The 17,920-nt window shown below is 73.9% G+C and carries 19 protein-coding genes; 9 read left to right on the forward strand and 10 right to left on the reverse strand.

All coding sequences use genetic code 11. The annotated features are described in order from the left end of the window. Nucleotides 1-121: 121 nt before the first annotated feature. Entirely contained in the window at nt 122-772 is a 651-nt protein-coding gene (locus tag ACIBAD_RS08795; protein WP_134075372.1) for a hypothetical protein, read from the reverse strand. 122 nt (nt 773-894) lie between these two features. On the opposite strand from ACIBAD_RS08795, the gene ACIBAD_RS08800 reads away from it, so the two are divergent. Beyond that, entirely contained in the window at nt 895-1,653 is a 759-nt protein-coding gene (locus ACIBAD_RS08800; RefSeq protein ID WP_398905449.1) for a carbon-nitrogen hydrolase family protein, read from the forward strand. A 45-nt stretch (nt 1,654-1,698) separates the two neighbouring features. Here the strand turns inward: ACIBAD_RS08800 and ACIBAD_RS08805 are convergent, their stop codons facing one another. The 3 genes from ACIBAD_RS08805 to ACIBAD_RS08815 all read right to left on the reverse strand — a co-directional run bounded on the left by ACIBAD_RS08805 (nt 1,699) and on the right by ACIBAD_RS08815 (nt 5,897). After that, on the reverse strand, nt 1,699-3,294 hold the full coding sequence (locus tag ACIBAD_RS08805; protein WP_398905451.1) for a DUF2142 domain-containing protein: 1,596 nt from the start codon (nt 3,292-3,294) through the stop codon (nt 1,699-1,701). 13 nt (nt 3,295-3,307) lie between these two features. Next, on the reverse strand, nt 3,308-5,062 hold the full coding sequence (locus ACIBAD_RS08810; RefSeq protein ID WP_398905453.1) for a hypothetical protein: 1,755 nt from the start codon (nt 5,060-5,062) through the stop codon (nt 3,308-3,310). A gap of 247 nt (nt 5,063-5,309) precedes the next feature. Continuing rightward, complete coding sequence (locus tag ACIBAD_RS08815; protein WP_398905455.1) at nt 5,310-5,897, reverse strand: DUF1707 and DUF4190 domain-containing protein; 588 nt, start codon at nt 5,895-5,897, stop codon at nt 5,310-5,312. Between the two features lie 133 nt (nt 5,898-6,030). Between ACIBAD_RS08815 and ACIBAD_RS08820 the strand changes: the two genes are divergently transcribed. Next, nucleotides 6,031-6,756 (forward strand): hotdog fold domain-containing protein, encoded by a 726-nt coding sequence (locus ACIBAD_RS08820; RefSeq protein ID WP_134075376.1) that lies wholly within the window; start codon nt 6,031-6,033, stop codon nt 6,754-6,756. 2 nt (nt 6,757-6,758) lie between these two features. On the opposite strand, the gene ACIBAD_RS08825 is transcribed toward ACIBAD_RS08820, so the two are convergent. From ACIBAD_RS08825 to ACIBAD_RS08835, 3 genes are all read right to left on the reverse strand, one after another. Continuing rightward, the gene (locus tag ACIBAD_RS08825) at nt 6,759-7,604 is read right to left on the reverse strand and encodes an EI24 domain-containing protein (RefSeq protein ID WP_134075377.1); all 846 of its coding nucleotides are present in this window, start codon (nt 7,602-7,604) and stop codon (nt 6,759-6,761) included. 85 nt (nt 7,605-7,689) lie between these two features. After that, a complete protein-coding gene (locus ACIBAD_RS08830; protein WP_134075378.1) occupies nt 7,690-8,112 on the reverse strand; it encodes an organic hydroperoxide resistance protein in 423 nt (140 codons plus the stop codon). A 64-nt stretch (nt 8,113-8,176) separates the two neighbouring features. Continuing rightward, on the reverse strand, nt 8,177-9,196 hold the full coding sequence (locus ACIBAD_RS08835; RefSeq protein ID WP_398905459.1) for an NADP-dependent oxidoreductase: 1,020 nt from the start codon (nt 9,194-9,196) through the stop codon (nt 8,177-8,179). A 99-nt stretch (nt 9,197-9,295) separates the two neighbouring features. Here ACIBAD_RS08835 and ACIBAD_RS08840 point away from each other — a divergent pair, with 99 nt between their 5' ends. Next, nucleotides 9,296-9,718, forward strand: a complete 423-nt coding sequence (locus ACIBAD_RS08840; RefSeq protein WP_134075379.1) for a MarR family transcriptional regulator — start codon at nt 9,296-9,298, stop codon at nt 9,716-9,718. A gap of 12 nt (nt 9,719-9,730) precedes the next feature. Here ACIBAD_RS08840 and ACIBAD_RS08845 read toward each other — a convergent pair whose 3' ends face one another. Beyond that, nucleotides 9,731-10,459 carry a hypothetical protein gene (locus tag ACIBAD_RS08845; RefSeq protein WP_134075380.1) on the reverse strand — a complete coding sequence of 243 codons (729 nt, stop codon included), beginning with the start codon at nt 10,457-10,459 and terminating at the stop codon, nt 9,731-9,733. A 78-nt stretch (nt 10,460-10,537) separates the two neighbouring features. Between ACIBAD_RS08845 and ACIBAD_RS08850 the strand changes: the two genes are divergently transcribed. After that, the gene (locus tag ACIBAD_RS08850; RefSeq protein WP_134075381.1) at nt 10,538-11,131 is read left to right on the forward strand and encodes a hypothetical protein; all 594 of its coding nucleotides are present in this window, start codon (nt 10,538-10,540) and stop codon (nt 11,129-11,131) included. Between the two features lie 10 nt (nt 11,132-11,141). On the opposite strand, the gene ACIBAD_RS08855 is transcribed toward ACIBAD_RS08850, so the two are convergent. Next, complete coding sequence (locus ACIBAD_RS08855; protein ID WP_134075382.1) at nt 11,142-11,828, reverse strand: triacylglycerol lipase; 687 nt, start codon at nt 11,826-11,828, stop codon at nt 11,142-11,144. 219 nt (nt 11,829-12,047) lie between these two features. On the opposite strand from ACIBAD_RS08855, the gene ACIBAD_RS08860 reads away from it, so the two are divergent. Both ACIBAD_RS08860 and ACIBAD_RS08865 read left to right on the forward strand, forming a co-directional pair. Continuing rightward, nucleotides 12,048-13,085, forward strand: a complete 1,038-nt coding sequence (locus ACIBAD_RS08860) for a rod shape-determining protein (RefSeq protein WP_134075383.1) — start codon at nt 12,048-12,050, stop codon at nt 13,083-13,085. Further along, complete coding sequence (locus ACIBAD_RS08865; protein WP_398905463.1) at nt 13,082-14,653, forward strand: GAF domain-containing protein; 1,572 nt, start codon at nt 13,082-13,084, stop codon at nt 14,651-14,653. The genes ACIBAD_RS08860 and ACIBAD_RS08865 overlap by 4 nt, the downstream gene beginning before the upstream one ends. Here ACIBAD_RS08865 and ACIBAD_RS08870 read toward each other — a convergent pair. After that, nucleotides 14,650-15,114 carry an Lrp/AsnC family transcriptional regulator gene (locus tag ACIBAD_RS08870; protein ID WP_398905465.1) on the reverse strand — a complete coding sequence of 155 codons (465 nt, stop codon included), beginning with the start codon at nt 15,112-15,114 and terminating at the stop codon, nt 14,650-14,652. The genes ACIBAD_RS08865 and ACIBAD_RS08870 overlap by 4 nt on opposite strands. Nucleotides 15,115-15,184: 70 nt before the next feature. On the opposite strand from ACIBAD_RS08870, the gene ACIBAD_RS08875 reads away from it, so the two are divergent. The 3 genes from ACIBAD_RS08875 to ACIBAD_RS08885 are packed head-to-tail and all read left to right on the forward strand — an operon-like array spanning nt 15,185 to nt 17,898. Then, nucleotides 15,185-15,832, forward strand: coding sequence for a LysE family transporter (locus ACIBAD_RS08875; RefSeq protein WP_166682170.1), 648 nt, complete (start codon nt 15,185-15,187; stop codon nt 15,830-15,832). Nucleotides 15,833-15,852: 20 nt separating this feature from the next. Continuing rightward, nucleotides 15,853-17,205, forward strand: coding sequence for a carboxyl transferase domain-containing protein (locus tag ACIBAD_RS08880; RefSeq protein ID WP_134075386.1), 1,353 nt, complete (start codon nt 15,853-15,855; stop codon nt 17,203-17,205). 45 nt (nt 17,206-17,250) lie between these two features. Next, complete coding sequence (locus ACIBAD_RS08885) at nt 17,251-17,898, forward strand: hypothetical protein (protein WP_398905468.1); 648 nt, start codon at nt 17,251-17,253, stop codon at nt 17,896-17,898. Nucleotides 17,899-17,920 lie beyond the last annotated feature (22 nt).

The raw sequence follows: 17,920 nt of genomic DNA on the forward strand, positions 1-17,920 counted from the left end.
AATCCACACCAGGCCAGAAGGCCCTCACCCATTTCAAGATCCCTCAGCGGAGACCTACATCACCCGTCCACAACCTCCCTGGACAGAACACCTAGCGACCTGGCGACGGCCTGGCGACGGCCTACGGACGGCCCAGCAGCGGGTCGTGGACGGCGCACGGCGGGCGCCGGGCCGGTGCGGGGACCCGGTAGTAGACCCGGTCGCGCAGGCGTCCCGTCCAGGGCTCCCGCTCCGAGCGCCGTTTGACCAGCAGGTGGCGGCTGCTGCCCTCCTCCAGGTGGGAGCGGTACGCGGCGAGCAGCGGGTCGGCGGGGCCGAGGAAGTCCCGGATCTGCTCTTCCACCAGGCAGAACGGGCAGTCGGGGCCGGCCACGAGGTGGAACTGGCGGCCCTCCGGGTGGGCGTCGTCGGCGAAGGCGGTCAGGGCGAGCGCGCCGCTGAACATCACGCACACGCCCACGACCTGGGGGCCGGCGGCTTCCGCGGCCCGCCGGATCAGGCCGCGGAAGGCTTCGGCGTCGACCCGCTGGATGCGGGCCGCCAGGGTCCGCGCCGCCGCCAGCAGGCTGTGGACCGCGGCCGCCAGGGACACCAGTGCGACGGCGGCCACGGCCCAGGCCGGCCCGGTGGCGGCGAGCAGCCACAGCACGCCCGCGTTCAGGAGGGCCATGAGGAGCACGGCGGCCCGCAGCCCGGCGCCACTCGTGCGGACCAGGCGGTACGACACGACCAGGAAGGCGCCGGCGAGGACCGGGTGGATCCAGTCGGGCATCAGCCGATCCTCCGTCAACTCCGGTGAGTACGCGGACCGTTACAGCATCGCCCGGCCGCGCCTCCTCGTCGACCCCCGTACCGGCCCGCGGCCGTTCGGGGCCGTTGGGGCATGCTGGGTCCGTGAAGATCGCAGCAGCGCAGCTCAGCTGCATTCCGGCCGACGTGCCCGCCAACACGGAGCGGTGCGTCGCACGCGCCGCCGAGGCCCGGGCGCAGGGCGCCGAGCTCGTCGTGTTCCCCGAGCTCGCCCTCACCGGCTACGAGTTGGAGGCCCTGGCCGCCGACCCGGGGCTGTGGCTGGCGGACGCCGACGACCCCCGGCTGGATCCGCTGCGCTCCGCCGGCATCGCCGTCGCGGTCAACGCCGCCCTGCGCACCGCCGGTCCGCTGCCCGCCCTCGCGACCCTGGTCTACGGCGCGGACGGCGGGCACGTGACGACGTACGCCAAGCAGCACCTGTACGGGCACGAGCAGGGCGTGTTCGCGGCCGGCGGGAGTCCGGGCCGGTTCGCGCTCGGCGGGATCCGCTTCTCGCTCGGCGTCTGCTACGACAACCACTTCCCGCAGCTCACCGGCCTCGCGGCGGCGGACGGCTGCCGGGTCCACCTGGCGAGCTCCCTGTACGGGACGGGCGACGGCATCCGGGAGCGCGCCACCGTGTACCCCGGGATCGCCGAGGAGCACGGCCTGTACGTGGTCCTCGCCAACCACGTCGGTCCGGCGGGCCCGTGGACCGGCTGCGGGCGCGCCGCGGTCTGGGCCCCGGGCGGCGCGCTGCTGGCCGAGGCGGACGACCGTACGGCCTCCGTGGCGACGGCCGAGGTGGCGACGGCCGAGGTGGCGACGGCCGAGGTGGCGACGGCCGAGACCGGCGCCTGACGGCCCGCCGGACCGGCGGGCAGGCGGATCGGCGGGGCCGGGCCGTCAGCTGATCGCCGGGACCTTCGAGTGCCGACCGGAGCGCGGGCCGTCCTCCCGCTCCGCGGGAGCCTCCACCGCCGCGGCGGGCTCGCGCTCCCGCACCAGCGCCGGCAGCACCAGGGCGAACGCCGCCGCCGTGTACACGCCGGTCCACAGCACCCAGCCGCCGGGCGGTGTCCAGTGCGCCGAGAACGGCACCCACGGCCCGTTGACGCCGACCGCGAAGCGCCGCAGCGCCCAGAAGAACGCCGCCGCGTTCGCCAGCGCCAGCCCGGCGACGCCGAAGCCGACGAGCCGGCGCCACGGGAACCCCCGCTCGGGCGCGCGGCTCGCGCAGATCAGGGCCGCCATCAGCGGCAGGCCCACGGCGAACGGCAGCAGGTAGCGGCCCTGCCAGACCATGCCGAGCTGCTCCGCCTGGGAGGCCTGGGCCACCACCGGCACCACCACGATGGCCACGAGCATGCCGACCAGCGCCACCACCTCGCGCATCCGCCCGTACGCCAGCCCCAGCGCGGTGACGACCGCGATCACGCCCAGCCAGACCAGCCAGGTGAAGGCGGGCGCCGGGGTGTCCAGCCAGCCGAAGTAGCCGAGCATCTGGTGGACGTACGTCTCGGTGTTGCCGAAGGTCTGCCGGGCGGCTTCCTTGGCGGTGAGCGTCTTGGGCGTGTTGATCACCGAGTTGTCGGGGTGGGCCCGCGCCCAGAGCAGCGCACCGGCCGTGGCCAGCCCGAGCAGCGCGGTCCAGACCCACAGGGCCTTGCGGCGCAGCACCGAGCGCAGGACGCCGCGGCGGGCGAGCAGCAGGCCGAAGAAGACCGCACCGGCGAACCAGATCAGCCCCAGCGGGCGGATGTTGATCAGCACGAGCCCGCCGATGCCCACCCGGGCCAGCCGCCGGCCCAGCAGCCGCGGATCGGGTGACATGAGGATCGACAGCAGGGCGGTCCACACGAGGATGCCCGCGGCGATCTCACCTCCGCTGGGGTTGACCATGCCGGCCATGTACAGGGCCATCGGCGTGGCCGCGGTGAACACGCCGAGCAGCGCCACCGAGCGCCGGCGCCGCCACTCGGCGGCCGTGACCACGGCACTGGCCAGCAGCGCCGAGCACAGCGCCGCCGACATCAGCCGCATCAGGTACAGCCCCTTCGGGCCGTCGACCAGCAGGCTCGGCCATCCGGTCACGAGGTAGTACGCCGGGTGGTAGCGGCCGGCGGCGGTGGTGACCTGGACGGTCTTCTCCGAGTGCCCGATCGCGGGCGCGCAGGAGGCGGGCTTGTCCTCGTGCCAGGCGTAGCACTCGTGCTGCTTGGGCAGCGGCTTGTACCACTCGGGGAGCTGCACGCCGGTCTCGGCGAACTTGCCCTCGATGCCCGCCACCATGTGCGGGACCATCACCTCGGGGCCGCCGAGCTGGCCCCGGGCGACGGCGGCCGCGCGGATGAAGTGGGCGTGCTCGTCCGGGGAGCCGCCGAGCGGGGTGGCGGCGGACCAGGAGGCCGCGAGCGTGAAGAACAGCGCGAAGGCGATGGCCCAGAGCCGCTTCGGGGTCCGGGCCGACCAGTCGGCCAGGCGCGTCAGTGCGGAGATCATCGCTTCCTTCTGATCATCGGATGTAGCTCAGCCAGCTCTGGTCGCCGTCCTTGGAGCACTCGCCCTTCGGCGCGAACTTCGGGCACTTCCCGTCCTGCTGCCGGACGGTGTGCGAAACCCAGGGCAGGATCCGGTAGGTGCCGTCCTGCGCCGGCATGTAGTGGTCGGACATCGAAGAGGAAACCGTGCCGAGCAGCAGGAGCAGGGCGCACAGGGTGCCGATCACTGCGCCCTCGCGGCCGGGGAAGCCGGTACGGACGGCGGCGGCCGCGGGCGCGCCGCCGACGGCCGCGGTCGCCTCCGACCCGGGCTCGGTCGCCTCGGACGCGGGCGCGGTCGCCTCGGACGCCGTGCGCCGCTCGGCCGACTTCAGCGAGACCAGGTGCGCCACCAGCGCGCACAGGATCAGCCCGCAGTAGAGCAGCTGGTTGTTGGTGCGCGTGTACAGCTGGACCGTCTGCGTCTCGTACATGTGCGAGGCGATGAACATGCGCATGATCCACGCGCTGATGAACATCGCGGCGATGGTGACGACGAGCGGCTTGCGCAGGCCCAGCCAGATCGCGGCTCCCAGGCACACGAAGGTCACCAGGGCGAACAGCCCGACCCCGCCGAACTCCCCCGGCGGCGGCCAGTCGCCCACCTTGCCGGGCATGTCCGTGCGCCACATCAGGTAGTAGGCCGGGTCGGTGAAGTTGTCGAAGCGGAAGTTGTAGTCCTTGGTGGTCTGCCCTTCCTTCAGCATGACCATCAGGTAGCGCCCGGCCACCACCAGGAACGCCGCCAGCGCGCTGCCCATGAACGCCGCGCCCTTGAGCCGGCCGGTCTTCCACGGGAAGTACAGCAGGGCGGCGAACAGCACGCCGGCCGCACTCCAAAGGAACCAGCCCGAATACGTGAGGAACAGCACGCCCAGCACCGCGCCGAAGCCGGCGCCCTTGAGCAGCAGCGGGCGCCAGCCCTCGGTGCCGCTGCGGCGCAGCGCCACGACCATGGCCACCAGCACCGGGACCAGCAGGACGAGCACGGTCTGGCTGTACGGCTTGTACGAGTCGATCAGCGCGAAGGCGGGCACGACGCCGAAGGCCAGCGCCCGGAGCGGGCTCAGCAGCATCCGCCAGGCGAGGTAGACGAGCGGGCCGAAGGCGGCGGCGCCGAGGATCTGGAGGTCCTTGAAGGCGTACGCGGTGTTGCCGCCGTGGAACCACTCGGCGTAGTAGCCGAGGGTGTAGAGCGGCATCGGCGGGTAGACCGGCGAACCCGAGGGCTGCCCGTTCGCGACGGCGTGGGCCCATTCGACGATGCGGCCGCTGTCGCCGTTGAGGCCGAACATCGGCCACGGCGTGCCCAGCAGCGCGACGACGGCGCCCGCCGCGACGAAGCCGCTGGCCAGGCCGGCGAGGCCCGCGGCGGCCAGGCGCGTGGCGAGGTCGAAGTGACGGCCGCCGCGCAGCCGCATCGCCAGCACCACGGCGGCGATGAGGAGCAGCCCGATCAGCGCGAACCGCAGCTGGATCGCGGCCAGGCCGCTGACCTGCGCGATCCGGTTGAGCGGGTTGAGCTTGAGGCCGCGTGCCAGCAGCGGGAGGACCAGTGCCGCGGCGAACGCCACGGCGGCTTCCAGCAGCAGGAGCCCGCCTCGGGAGCGCAGGGCGCGCCGCGGGGCCCGGTCCGCATCCGAGGACTTCGAGCTGCCGGGGGCGTTCGCGGCCGGCCCGCTCGGGGGAACGGGGCGCACGGCCGCCGACCCCTCGGTACTGACTGTCACTGACGGTGTCCCTACTGCTGGTCGGTGCTCGGCGCGACGGCCGGTCGTCGTTCTCGGCGATCCACTGCCCGGCTCCGGGCCCACGGCTTCGGCACCCGGAAGCTCCGACGGCTCCGAACGACGGCGGCGGGCAAGCGGACTCAAGGACGGTGTGGGACAGCCTCGGCTCTTGCCGCCACGCATACTATCGGTCCGCCGCTGACGGCCACCGGTCCCGGAACGGCGGCGGCCGACCGGGACGGCCCGGTCAGTTGAGAGCCCCGAACCCGGCGAGCAGGAAGAGCAGCACCCAGCCGCCCACCGACAGCCAGCCGAGCACCAGGCCGATCGTCGCGAGCCCGTCGCCCTCGTCGCCGCGCGCGCGGATCTGCGCCTTGGCGACGTGCCCGGTGGCGACGGCGCCCAGGCCCGCGGCGCCGAGCGTCGGCAGGCTCAGCACGCCGAGCGCGAGCGCGGTGATCGCCATCCCGTTGACCCGGCGGGCGGGCAACGGCATGGGCGGCGGAACCGGCATCGGCACCGGCCCGTACGCGGCGGGCAGCCCCGCCGCGGCCGCGCCGAACGGGCCCGGCATCGGCCCGGCCGGAAGGTCCGCGACCAGCTGCGCGAGCTGGCCGTACGTCTGCGCCTTGTACGCGGCGTCGAAGCGCTGCCCGTACTCCTCACGGGAGAGCCGGCCCTCGGCGTACGCGGCCTTGAGCACGTCCACCGTCCGGTCCCGGTCGGTGTTCGAGGCGCGCATCGCGGACTGCGCGGTGGGCGCGGGCTGCCACGGCTGCCCGTACGTCTGCTGCGGGCGGACCGGGTACGGCTGCCCCCACGGCTGTTCGGCCATCCGGCCACCTCCGAAGCCCCTGCGCGCGGTACGCGTCTCTCCAGGATGGAGGACGAACGGGCCGCCACGATAGTTGCGGGGCCGCCCGGCCCACACCTGTGACGAGGACGACGTGTGTGATGGGGTGTCGGGCATGACGGACTTCGAGACGATCACGGTTCCGGCCCGCCTCAGCGGATATCCCGGTGTGGCCTTCGGCGGCTACGTGGCCGGGGTGCTGGCCGCGCGGGCGGCCGCGAAGACCGTACGGGTGGACTTCCGCCGGCCGGTGCCCACGGACTCCCCGGTGCGGCTCGCCCCGACCTCCGACGGCGGCGCCCGGCTGGTGGACGGCGAGCTCCTGCTGGCGACGGCGAGCCCCGCCGAGCCGGCCGCGGAGGCCCCCGAGCCCCCGACCTGGGAACAGGCCTCGGCGGCGGCGGACGCCTACCGGGCGGCGCCCCCGGACGGGATGGTCGACTGCTTCGGCTGCGGTCTGCACCGCACCCCCGACACCGGACTGCGCCTGCACTGCGGCCGGGTCTCCGGCGGCCCGCTGGTCGCCGCCGCCTGGACCCCGGGTCCGGCACTCGGCGGTGCGGACGGACTGCTGCCGCCCGAGCTGGTGTGGGGCGCGCTGGACTGCCCGGGCAACGCGGCGGGGCGGCTGCTCGACGACCGGCGGGCCGGGGCGGTCACGGCAGCCCTGACCGCGCGGCTGCTGCGCCCGGTGCCGGTCGGCGCCGGCCTCGTCTCGTACGCCTGGCTGCTCGGCAGCGAGGGCCGCAAGTACCGCGTGGGCACGGCCCTGGCCACCGCGGACGGCGACCTGTGCGCGGTCGGCGAGGCCCTGTGGGTGGAACCCCGCGCGCAGCCCTAGGGCTACGAGTAGGCGGGCGGCGGCGGTCCGAATCCCCCGGCCGGAGCCTGCGCGCCCGCGCCCGCACCGGCATCAGCCCCGGACTCCGCAGCTCCGGCCTCCGGGGCCGCGTCCTCCCCGGTCAGGTCCCGGACCATCAGGGTCGCCCCGGCCACGGCGCCCGGCATGAGGAACACCGCCACCAGCGGCACCAGGAAGGCCAGCACCAGCGGGACGCCGAAACCGAGCACCAGCATCCGCCGCGTCCGCAGCAGGGCGAGCCGGTCGCCCAGTTCCACTGCGCGCCGCGCGAGCGCGACGGCGGTGAGCTCCTCGGCGAGGAAGAACCCGGACACGCAGAACCCGATCGCCGGGATCACGGTCTGCCCGACCACCGGGATGAATCCGAGCGCGAAGAGCAGGATCCCGTACAGCAGCACCCGGACCAGGACCTTCACGCTGTCCCGGGCCGAGACCCACAGCTCCCGCCAGAGCGGCAGCCCGGACTCGGGGGCGTCGCCGCCCTCGCTGCGGTCGACCTCCTCCGAGAGGGACTCGTAGAACGGCTGGCCGATCAGCAGGGTCACGGCGGTGAAGGTGATCACCGCGAGGAACAGGCCGAGGCAGAAGACGAGGGCGGTCAGGAAGCCGCGGAACAGCCCGAGCCACGGCGCGGACCAGTCGTCGGCGAAGGGCGTGGCCCAGGCGGTCAGGTCGTCGGCGCCGTAGCCGAGCCCGATCAGCGCCCCGGCGTACAACACGAGGGAGACCAGCCCCGGCAGCAGGCCGAAGCCCAGCCAGCGGCCGTGTCGCAGCACCCATCTCTGTCCGGCCAGCAGATAGCCGAATCCCCCCGCAAGATCACGCATGGGTCCAGCTTAGAACGGGCCCCGGACACGGCGAAGGCCGCACCCCGCGGAAGCGGGATGCGGCCTTCGGCGAGCGCGAGCCGGATCAGACGGCGAGCTCGACCGTGATGTTGCCGCGGGTCGCCTTGGAGTACGGGCAGACCTGGTGGGCCTTCTCGATGAGGTCCTTGGCGGTGGCGGCGTCCACGTTCGGGATCGAGGCGGAGATCTTGACGATCAGGCCGAAGCCGTCGTCGTTCTTGCCGATGCCGACCTCGGCGGTGACGGTCGAACCGGAGACGTCCGCGTTCTCGTTGCGGGCGACGACGCCGAGCGCGCCCTGGAAGCAGGCGCTGTAGCCGGCGGCGAACAGCTGCTCCGGGTTGGTGCCGGCGCCGCTGCCGCCCATCTCCTTCGGCGGGTTCACGACGACGTCGAGCTGGCCGTCGGTGGTCGCGACGCGGCCGTCACGGCCGTTCTCGGCGGTGGCGACGGCGGTGTACAGGACGTCGGACTGCTGGATGGACATGCGAAGAGATCCTCCTGGTAATCGCCGTGACTCGCGCCCACGATCACGACGGCGTGGGGTGAGCCTAGCCGGTGAAAGAAACGATCATCTTTCCGGTGTTGTCACCGCGGAGCATGCCGAGGAAGGCCTCGGTCGCGTTCTCCACGCCCTCGACGACGGTCTCGTCGGCCACGAGCTCACCGGAGCGCAGCCAGCCGGCGACGTCCTGGACGAACTGCGGCTGGAGCCCGGCGTGGTCGCCGACGAGCACGCCCTGCAGGCGCAGCCGCTTGCCGATGACCAGGGCCAGGTTGCGCGGGCCGGGAGTCGGCTCGGTCGCGTTGTACTGGGCGATCGCCCCGCACAGGGTGGCGCGGCCGTGCACGTTCAGGGAGGAGATGGCGGCCTCCAGGTGGTCGCCGCCGACGTTGTCGAAGTAGACGTCGATGCCCTCGGGGGCGGCCTCCTTCAGCTGCTCGCCGACGGGGCCGTTCTTGTAGTTGAAGGCGGCGTCGAAGCCGTACTTCTCCGTGAGGAGCGTCACCTTCTCGTCCGAGCCGGCCGAGCCGATGACCCGGGCGGCGCCCTTGATCTTCGCGAACTGGCCGACGAGGCTGCCGACCGCGCCCGCCGCGCCGGAGACGAAGACGGAGTCGCCCTCCTTGAAGGAGGCCACCTCGAAGAGGCCGGCGTAGGCGGTCAGGCCCGGCATGCCGAGCACGCCGAGGTAGGCGGAGAGCGGGGCGAGCGAGGCGTCGACCTTGGTGGCGTGCTGCGCGGGCACGTCGGCGTACTCGCGCCAGCCCAGGCCGTGCAGCACGTGGTCGCCGACCTCGAAGCCCTCGGCGGCGGAGGCCACGACCTCGCCGACCGCGCCGCCGTCCATCGGCTTGTCCAGCTGGAACGGCGGGACGTAGGACTTCACGTCGTTCATCCGGCCGCGCATGTAGGGGTCCACGGACATGTGCAGGTTGCGCACCAGGATCCGGCCGGGGGCCGGAGCCGCGACCTCGACCTCGCGCAGGGCGAAGTCCTCGGCGACGGGCCAGCCCTGCGGACGGCGGACGAGGTGCCACTCGCGGCTGACGGCAGGGATCTCAGACATGTGCGCTCCCGAATCGAGGAATCGACGAATACTTCAGTAGGTGAAACAACCATGCGCCTGGATATTTCATGTTGTCAAGTAAGTGGGTACGCTGGATCCATGCCCAGTCGTCGCGCAGATCCCCTGACCCTTGAGGTTGTCGAGCTCATCGGCTCCGTCGTGGCCCGCTACCACGAGGAGTACGAGGACGCGGCAGCCAGCCACCAGCTCACCGGCGCCCAGGCGCGGGTGCTGAACCTGCTGTCCCTGGAGCCGATGCCGATGCGCCGGATCGCGCAGCAGCTGAAGTGCGAGCCCTCGAACATCACGGGCATCGTGGACCGGCTGGAGTCGCGCGGCCTGGTCGAGCGCAGGCCGGACCCGGCGGACCGCAGGGTGAAGCTGGCCGCCCCGACGCCGGAGGGCCTGCAGACCGCGGACCGGCTGCGCGAGTCGCTGGACTTCGCCCGCGAACCGCTGGCCGGACTGTCCACGGCCGAGCGGGCGGTCCTGCGGGATCTGCTCAAGCGGATGCTGGGCTGAGCGCCCGGCCGCTCAGCAGAAGAAGATGAACCAGCAGCCGGTCTTGGTCGGCGCGGGGCTGGGGCTCGGCGACGGCGGCTGCGCCGACCCGGAAGCGCTCGGCGAGGGCTTCCCCGACTGACTCGGCTTTACGGACGGTCCCGGCCCGGTGGCCCCTTTGGTCGGCCCCGGCTTCCCCGATGCGGAGGCCGACGCCGTCGGACCCGGCTGCGCGGACCCCTCGGCGGAGGCCTCGGGCCCGCCCGGCTGCGTAGCGCCCGCGGTGGCCTTCGCGGACCCGGACGCCTTCACCGGCTTCAGTGCCGTGGGCGCGGCGGGAGTCCCCTTGCCGCTCGGCAGCGGACCCGGATCCTGCGGGCCGTTCCCGTCGGTGAGCTCCACCTGTGCGGCCCTGTCGCTCTTCTGCCCCTCGGTGACGATCCGGGCCAGCGCGACCGTGCCCCCGACCGCGAGCACCAGGCCCATCCCGAGCGTCAGCATGGTCCGGCGGCGCCTGCGGTGCGTGGCGCGGCGCCGCGCCCCGGCCCGGCCGCTCCGGTCGGCACCGGACAGCACGACGAGCGAGTCCGCGAACGGGTCCGCGAGCGGGGCGCCGCCCTCGGACCGTACGGAGCCGTAGGGAGCGGCGGGCACGGCCGACCCCCCGGGCGCGGCGGGCGGCAGGTACTCGACCGGGGTTCCGCAGCCGGCGCACGCCAGGGCGCCGTTCAGATGCCTCCGGCACGCGTGGCAGTAGTCCATGACGTCCGCACGCTACGTGGTTCCGCGCAACATCCGTATCGCGGGTTCGTGGAGGTCCTGTGTGGAATCGTGGCCTCCATGACACCGTCCGCGCCTTCGGGAACCTTCGGTCCGGCCGCCTTCCAGCTGGTGCTGCTGCGTCGGATGGCGGACTTCCAGCCGGGCCTCGCCGAGGCGGCGCGCCGGCGTCTGGGAGCCTCGCTCGCCGAGCAGCGGGAGGCCAACAAGCGCTGGCAGGCGATGGTCCGCTCGCCCCGCTCGCGCGGTGCGCTGGCCCGCTACCGCTCGGTGCTCGGGCCCCCCGAGTCCACGGCCGCCCGCGCCATCGGCGATCTGCGGTGCGAGGCCCTGCTGTGGCCGGTGCCGCTCTGGCCGGACCTGCGCTTCGAGGTGCTGGCCGCACCGGACGGGGCGGTGTGGAACGAGTGGCTGGTCCGGGCCCCGGGTGCGCACGGGCCCGTACTGGAGACGCCGCAGGACCTGTTGCCCTGGTCGGCCACGGTGGACGAGGTGGCGCGGGCCTTCGCCCCGGTGCGCCCGATGGAGGGGACGGCGCCGACCCGGTGGCGCCTCGCCTTCCGTGCGCAGGGGCGGCCGTGCGTGGCGGAGTTCACGTACGGCCTGCTCCAGCGCGTCGCGGTCGACGGGGCCGAGGTCCGGGCCGCGCCCTGAGCGGCGGGCCCTACGAGGCGAGGAAGGACCTGACCCCCGCCGAGGTGGCGTCGTCCCCCAAGAGGTCGTTGTGCCCCAGGCAGCCGACCGGCGTGTTGGCCGCCCCGACGAGCGGGACGCTGTCGTCCGGGTTGACGACCTCGTCGCAGTTCGACCAGAACGTCGCGTACTTCACCGCGCCCGGGGTCTCGTCCCCCGCGTTCAGGTTCTTCACCACGTACGAACCGGGGGTCATGTCCCGGCAGGCCTGGTCCCACAGGGCGCAGGCCCACGCCGTGGAGGTGCCGTGGTTGGGGCCGGCCAGCGACACCCAGTGGTCCACGGTGGCGGTGCCGCCGCCGAACTTCACGTACCAGCGGCCGACCAGCGAGCCGAGCGAGTGCGCCACGATGTCGACCCTCGCGGCGCCCGTCTGGCGGCGGACCTGGTCGACGTACGCGCCGAGCTGCCCGGCCACGACCTCGTTGACGGACCGGTGCGTGTCATAACCCCAGGAGAAGAGCTCCGAGTCCGTGTACCCGGCGGCGCGCAGGTCCTCGCGCAGGCCGCCCCAGACGCCCGGATCCGCGTTGTAGCCGTGGATGAAGACGATCGGGTTGTGCGGCTGCACAGGGGTGGCGGCCCGGGCCGGGAAGGGGGCGAGCAGCGCCGGGCAGAGCGTCAGGAGCCCGAGCAGTTTCTGGCGGGGCGTCAGCATGAGGTCGCCTTTACCTTGTTACGCGCGAGTAGCGCGGTCAGTGGCGGCATCGTGCTGCCTGTCGGTACAGAAATCCACCCCCGTGCAGCACCCCTCGCCCCGTGCGACACACCCGGCCGGAGCAGCCCAACGGGCGGTACGACCCATTCGCCCGAGAAGATATGAAATGCAACCGGCAGTCGCCGGACTCTTGCACCAGCGCTCTCGGGAGGATCTGCCGTGACCGTCAGTCTTGAGCAGTTGCGCCGCTGCCACGTCGCCGTCGACCTGGGAGCAGCCAGGACCCGCGTGTACGTCAAGGGCGCCGGCCTGGTGGTCGACGAGCCCAGCGTCGCCGCCGTCAACACCCGCACCGGCGCGCTCATCGCGGTCGGGTCCTTCGCCGAACGGATGACGGGCCGCACGCCCGACTACATCCGCGTCGTACGCCCCGTCTCCGGCGGCACCGTCGTCGACATCGACATGGCCCAGCGGATGCTGCGCCACCTGCTCGGCGAGAAGCTGCGCCGCGCCCTGCGCCGCAAGCCCCGGCTGCGGGCCGCCGCCTGCACCCCGCACGACGCCGACCCGCTCGCGCAGCGGGCCGCCGTCGAGACGATGGTCGGCCTCGGCGCCCGGCGCGTCGAACTCGTCGACACCCTGATCGCGGCGGCCGTCGGCTGCGGCCTGCCCGTGGAGCAGCCGACCGCGACGATGATCATGGTGTGCGGGGCCGCCGCCACGCAGGTCGCCGTCCTCTCCCTCGGCTCGATCGTGACCGCCCAGCGGATCCCGGTCGGCGGCGAGGCCATCGACCACGCCGTCGTCCAGCACCTGCGCCACGCGCACGAACTGATGCTGCCCAGCCAGGCCGTCCGGCCGCTCCAGGTGGCCCTGCACGGCAACGGCATCACCGGCGGGGGCCCCGCCTCCACCCTCATCCACGGCCGCGACGTGGCCACCGGACTGGCCCGCTCCGTCCACGTGGACACCGCCGCCGTCCGGGACGCCATCCACACCCCGCTGACCGCCGTCCTCGACGGCATCGGCAAGGTCCTCCGGGACTGCCCGCCGGACCTGGTCGCCGACCTGACGGACCGGGGGATCATGATGGTGGGAGGCAGCGCCCTGCTGCCGGGCCTGGACCAGATGCTGCGCGACGCCACCGGCATGCCCGTCGCCATCGCGGAACGGCCGGACGTGTGCGCCGTGCTCGGCCTCGGCATGATGCTGGAAGGGAAGATCGCCCCGATGGTCCTCAACCCGCTGGCCGAATGACGAACGCGGCGCCCGAGCCGGCCGGTCCCGCGGAACGGGCCAGTCTGCCCGTACTCCTGGAGGCGGTGCTCAGCGTCGACTCCGACCTGGAGCTGCAGGCCACCCTCCAGCACATCGTGGACTCGGCGGCCGAGCTGTGCGAGGCCCGGTACGGAGCGCTCGGGGTCATCGACCCCGAGCGCCTCCGGCTGACCGAGCTCTACACGGCCGGGCTCAGCGAGGCGGAGCGCGCCGCGATCCCCCGGCTGCCCGACGGGCGTACGGGCCTGATCGGAGCGCTGATCACCGATCCGCGCCCGCTCATGCTCGAGGACCTGACCGAGGACCCGCGCTCGGCGGGGTTCCCGCCGGGCCATCCCGTCATGCGCAGCTTCCTGGGCGTCCCCATCCGGGTCCACACGGAGGTCTTCGGCAACCTCTACCTCACCGAGAAGCAGGGCGGCGGGGCGTTCACGGACGAGGACCTCGCGCTGGCACGCGTCCTGGCCTCCCAGGCGGGGATAGCGATCGGCAACGCCCGGCTGTACGAGACGGCGCGCCGCCGGGAGCGCTGGATCGAGGGCGCCGCCGCGGTCACCACGACCCTGCTGGCCGGCCGCCCGGCCGCCGACGCGCTGATGTGCGTGGCCGAACGGGCCCGGCTGCTCGCGGACGCGGCGGCCGGGGTGGTGCTCCAGCCGACCCCGGAGGGCGGCATGGAGATCGTGGCGGCCTCCACGCACGGGGACCCCGGGGACCTGGTCGGGACGGCGATCGCCCCCGGCTCACCCGTCCTGGTGCAACTCCTCGGCGGCGAACCGGTCTTCATAGAGGACTCGGCGACGGACCCCCGGATGACCACGCACGTGCGGGAACGATTCGGCCCGAGCATGATGCTGCCGCTCCAGAGCGGCGGCCAGCTCATCGGCACCCTGGCCCTGCCGCGCACCCGCGGCGGGCGCCCGTACGACGCCGTGGACCGGCTGCTGGCCTCGCAGTTCGCCTCCCAGGCCGCGCTGGCCCTCGTGCTCGCCGACGCGCAGCACGACCGCGAGCAGCTGGCGATCTACGAGGACCGCGACCGGATCGCCCGGGACCTGCACGATCTGGTGGTCCAGCGGCTGTTCGCGACGGAGATGATGCTGGAGAGCACGAAGAAGCGGTCGGCGTCCGCGCCGGCCGGGGACACGGTCGGCGACGAACTCGGCCGGGCGGTGGACGAGCTCGACTCCACCATCCAGGAGGTCCGCACCGCCATCTTCGCCCTCCAGCAGCCGCCGACCGACGCCCCGACGACGTTCCGCGGCCGGGTCCTGCGGGAGACCGGCGGGGCGGCGGTCCTGCTGGGATTCCAGCCGTCGGTGCACTTCACGGGCGCGGTGGACGCGCTGCTCCCGGAGCCGGTGGCGGGCGACCTCCTCTCCGCACTGCGCGGAGCCCTGGCCGCGGCCCACCGCCGCGCGCAGACCACGTCGATCGACGTCACGGTGGCCGCGACCCCGGCCCGCGTCCGCCTGACGGTCACGGACGACGGCCGCACGGAGTCGGGCGCGCGGGGTACGACGCTGGAGTGGGAGTCGGCGCTCTAGGGGGGTTCTCCGGCTCGGGCCGGGTCAGTCCGCGGGGCGTGCGCGCCCTTGAGCGCGATCCGCGTACTGGACTGCGCCACGCCGGCCTCGCGCTTGAGCCGGCGCAGCAGCGCGTCGAGCGCGGCGGGATCGGCGGCCCGGGCCCGTACGAGGTAGTCGTACTCCCCCGTCACGTGTACGACCTCGGTGATCCCGGGAAGCGTGACCACCCGCGCCTCGAACTCCTCGTTGGTGGTGTCCTGGCGCAGGCTCAGGTCGATGAAGACCACCAGCCCGCCGCGGGTGTCGGCGGCCGGATCCACGATGACGGTGAACCCGCGGATCACCCCGTCCCGCCGCATCCTGCGCACCCGGTCGGCGGTGGCATTGGCACTGAGCCCGACGCGGACGCCGAGGTCGCGGTACGAGATCCGCGCATCCTGCTGCAGGATGCCGAGGATTTCCCTGTCGAGACGGTCCATACCGCGATTCTCGCAGTCGGGGCCGATAAGCGCTGCTGCACCCGATGCCCTTGCGTCCACCCTCGTCGCCATGAACGGATTTCTCTCCCCCGCGCTGTCGGGGGCGGTCGCGGGCCTGGGCGTGGCGATGCCCATGGGCGCGATGAGCGTGCTGCTGCTCCAGGAGGCGATACGGCACCGCCGTACGGCGATGGCCGCGGCGGCGGGCATCGCCGCGGTGGACCTCGCCTACGCGGCCCTGGCCACGGCCCTCGGCCCCTGGGTGGCCTCCCACGTCGCCCCGGTCGAGGCCTGGATCCGCCTCTTGTCGGCGGCGGTCCTCCTGTCGATCGCCGCCCACGCCCTCTACCGCAGCCGTGCGCTCCCGGCCCCGCCGGCGTCCGAGGCTCCGCAGCCGCCCCCGGCGGCGGCCGGGGCAGGGCCCGGACCGGCCAAGGCGTTCGCCCGGTACGTCGCCCTCACCGCCGTGAACCCCACCACCGCCCTCTACTTCGCCGCCCTCACCACCGCCCAGGCCTCCACCCTCACCGCCCCCGCCACCGCCGCCGCCTTCCTGAGCGGCGTCGCTGCCGCGTCCCTCCTCTGGCAGCAGACCCTCGTCGCCCTCGGCGCCGCGGCCGGCCGCCGGATCTCCCCCGCCGCGCGCGCCTGGACCTTCCGCCTCGGCTACGGCTTGGTCGCCGCCTACGCCCTCAAGCTCGCCTTTCCGTTGCCCTAGGAGGCCCATAGGGTGATCCCGTGACGACGACCCGCCTCTCGGCCCGCGCGGCCATCGCCTCCGTGACCGACCCCGGCAGCTTCGCCGAACTCCCCTCCCCGCAGCGGGTGTCCGCCCCGGACGGCCCCCTCGCCTGGGCCGGCTACGACGACTCGCGCGCCCGGGCCACCGCACGGACCGGCGAACAGGAGTCCGTCGTCACCGGAACCGCCCTCATCGGCGGCCGCCAAGCCGCCTTGATCTCCTTCGAGTTCGGCTTCCTCGGCGGTTCCCTCGGCGAGCGCACCGGAGACCGGCTCGAAGCCGCGTACACGTACGCTCGCGAGCACCGCCTCCCCCTCGTCTCGCTGATCGCCACCGGCGGCTCCCGCATGCAGGAGGGCATGCTCGCGCTGACCCAACTCCAGCGCGTGGCACGCCAGTCCGTCCTGACCCGGGCCGCCGGGCTCCCGCAGGTCGCCGTGCTGCGCGATCCGACCACCGGCGGCGGCTGGGCCACCCTCGGCGCCGGGGCGGACGTCGTGCTCGCGCTCCCCGGTGCGCAGGTCGGCTTCGCCGGCTCCCGGGTGCGGCCGGCGGACGCGGACCCGGCTGCGTACACCGCCGAGGGCCAGTACGCCGCCGGGCACGTGGACGCCGTCGTCCCGCCCGCCGAGCTGCCCGCACGCCTCGCCGACTGGCTGCGCGTCCTGGCCGCGCCCCGCTCCGCCGAACCCGTCGGGCCCCCGGCCGCGCTGGGCGGTGCACCCGGCGGCCTGCCCCCGCAGACCGGCTGGGACGCCGTACGGCAGGCCCGCCACCCCGACCGGCCGCGCGCCGAGGCGTACCTGGACGCGTACTTCGCGCTCCGCCTGCCCCTCTCCGGGGACCGGGCGGGCGGCACGGATCCCGGGATGCTGTGCGGATTCGGACTGCGGGAGGGCCGGGCCGTCGCGTACGCCGCCCAGTGCGGCACCGCCACACGCCCGGCCGGATACCGCACGGCGGCCCGCGTGATCCGCCTCGCGGACCGCCTCGGGATCCCGGTGCTCACCCTGGTGGACACCCCCGGCGCGGCCAACGACGCCGCCGCGGAACACGCCGGAGCCGGAGCCGCCATCGCGGACACGTTCGCGGCGGTCGCGGCGGCCGCGGTCCCGGTGACCACCCTCCTGATCGGCGAGGGGGGTTCGGGCGGAGCCCTGGCGCTGGCCGCGCCGGGCAACACCTGGGTCACCCCGGACAGCTACTTCTCGGTGATCGCCCCCGAACTGGCGGCGGCCATCCTCAAGCGCCCCGCCTCCGAGGCCCCCTCGACGGCGGACCAGCTCCGCATCCGCCCGCAGGACCTGGTCGCCCTGGGCGTCGCGCGGGGCGTGGTCGGCCCCGCCTGACCCGACTCCCCGGCGTTGTCACAGCCCTCGGCCAGAATGTCCGTCATGACGGACGGAATCACCTGGCTGGCGGCACCCCGGTCGATCGCCTTCGGCGGCTACAGCGTGGTCATGGCGCGCGGGCTCACCCCGGAGGAGCTCGTCGTGCGGCTCACGGAGACCCTGTACGGCCCCGAGCACACCGCCGTACCGGTCGGGAACCTCACCGGAGACGATCTCGTCGAGCTCATCGCCGACTCGTGCGGGAGCCGGTTCGACGGCATCGGCCTGCGCCACGGCCGGTGCGGCGAGTGGTCGTACGCGGTCGCCTACGGCGGCTGGATGGGCGAGTTCGAGGACGAATCGCCGATCTCCCGCGGCGGCGTCGACGTCTGCCGCCTGGAGTTCGAGGAGGAGAACGGCAAGCCGGTCCCGCCGCAGTTCGCGTACACCCGCGACGAGGTCCGCCTCGGTTCCTTCAACCTGCACCTGGACAGCTCTTGGGGCTATGACGGCGTCGACGGAGAGCCCGAGACGGCCTCGCGCCTGCATGCCGAGCTGACCGCGGCGGGCCTCCCGGCGGACGAGGACGCGGACGAGAGGGAGGTCCACCGCACCGCCCTGGGGGTGGTGGAGCGCTATTTCGGCCTCTCGCTGCCCCGGGAGGAGATCGTCACCGGCACCCTTGCGGCCGTACTCCTGGAACCGGCCTGACACCCGCCCCGGCCTGACACCC

Origin of the sequence: Streptomyces sp. NPDC051109, from assembly GCF_044455885.1 — a bacterium.
Taxonomy (GTDB): domain Bacteria; phylum Actinomycetota; class Actinomycetes; order Streptomycetales; family Streptomycetaceae; genus Streptomyces.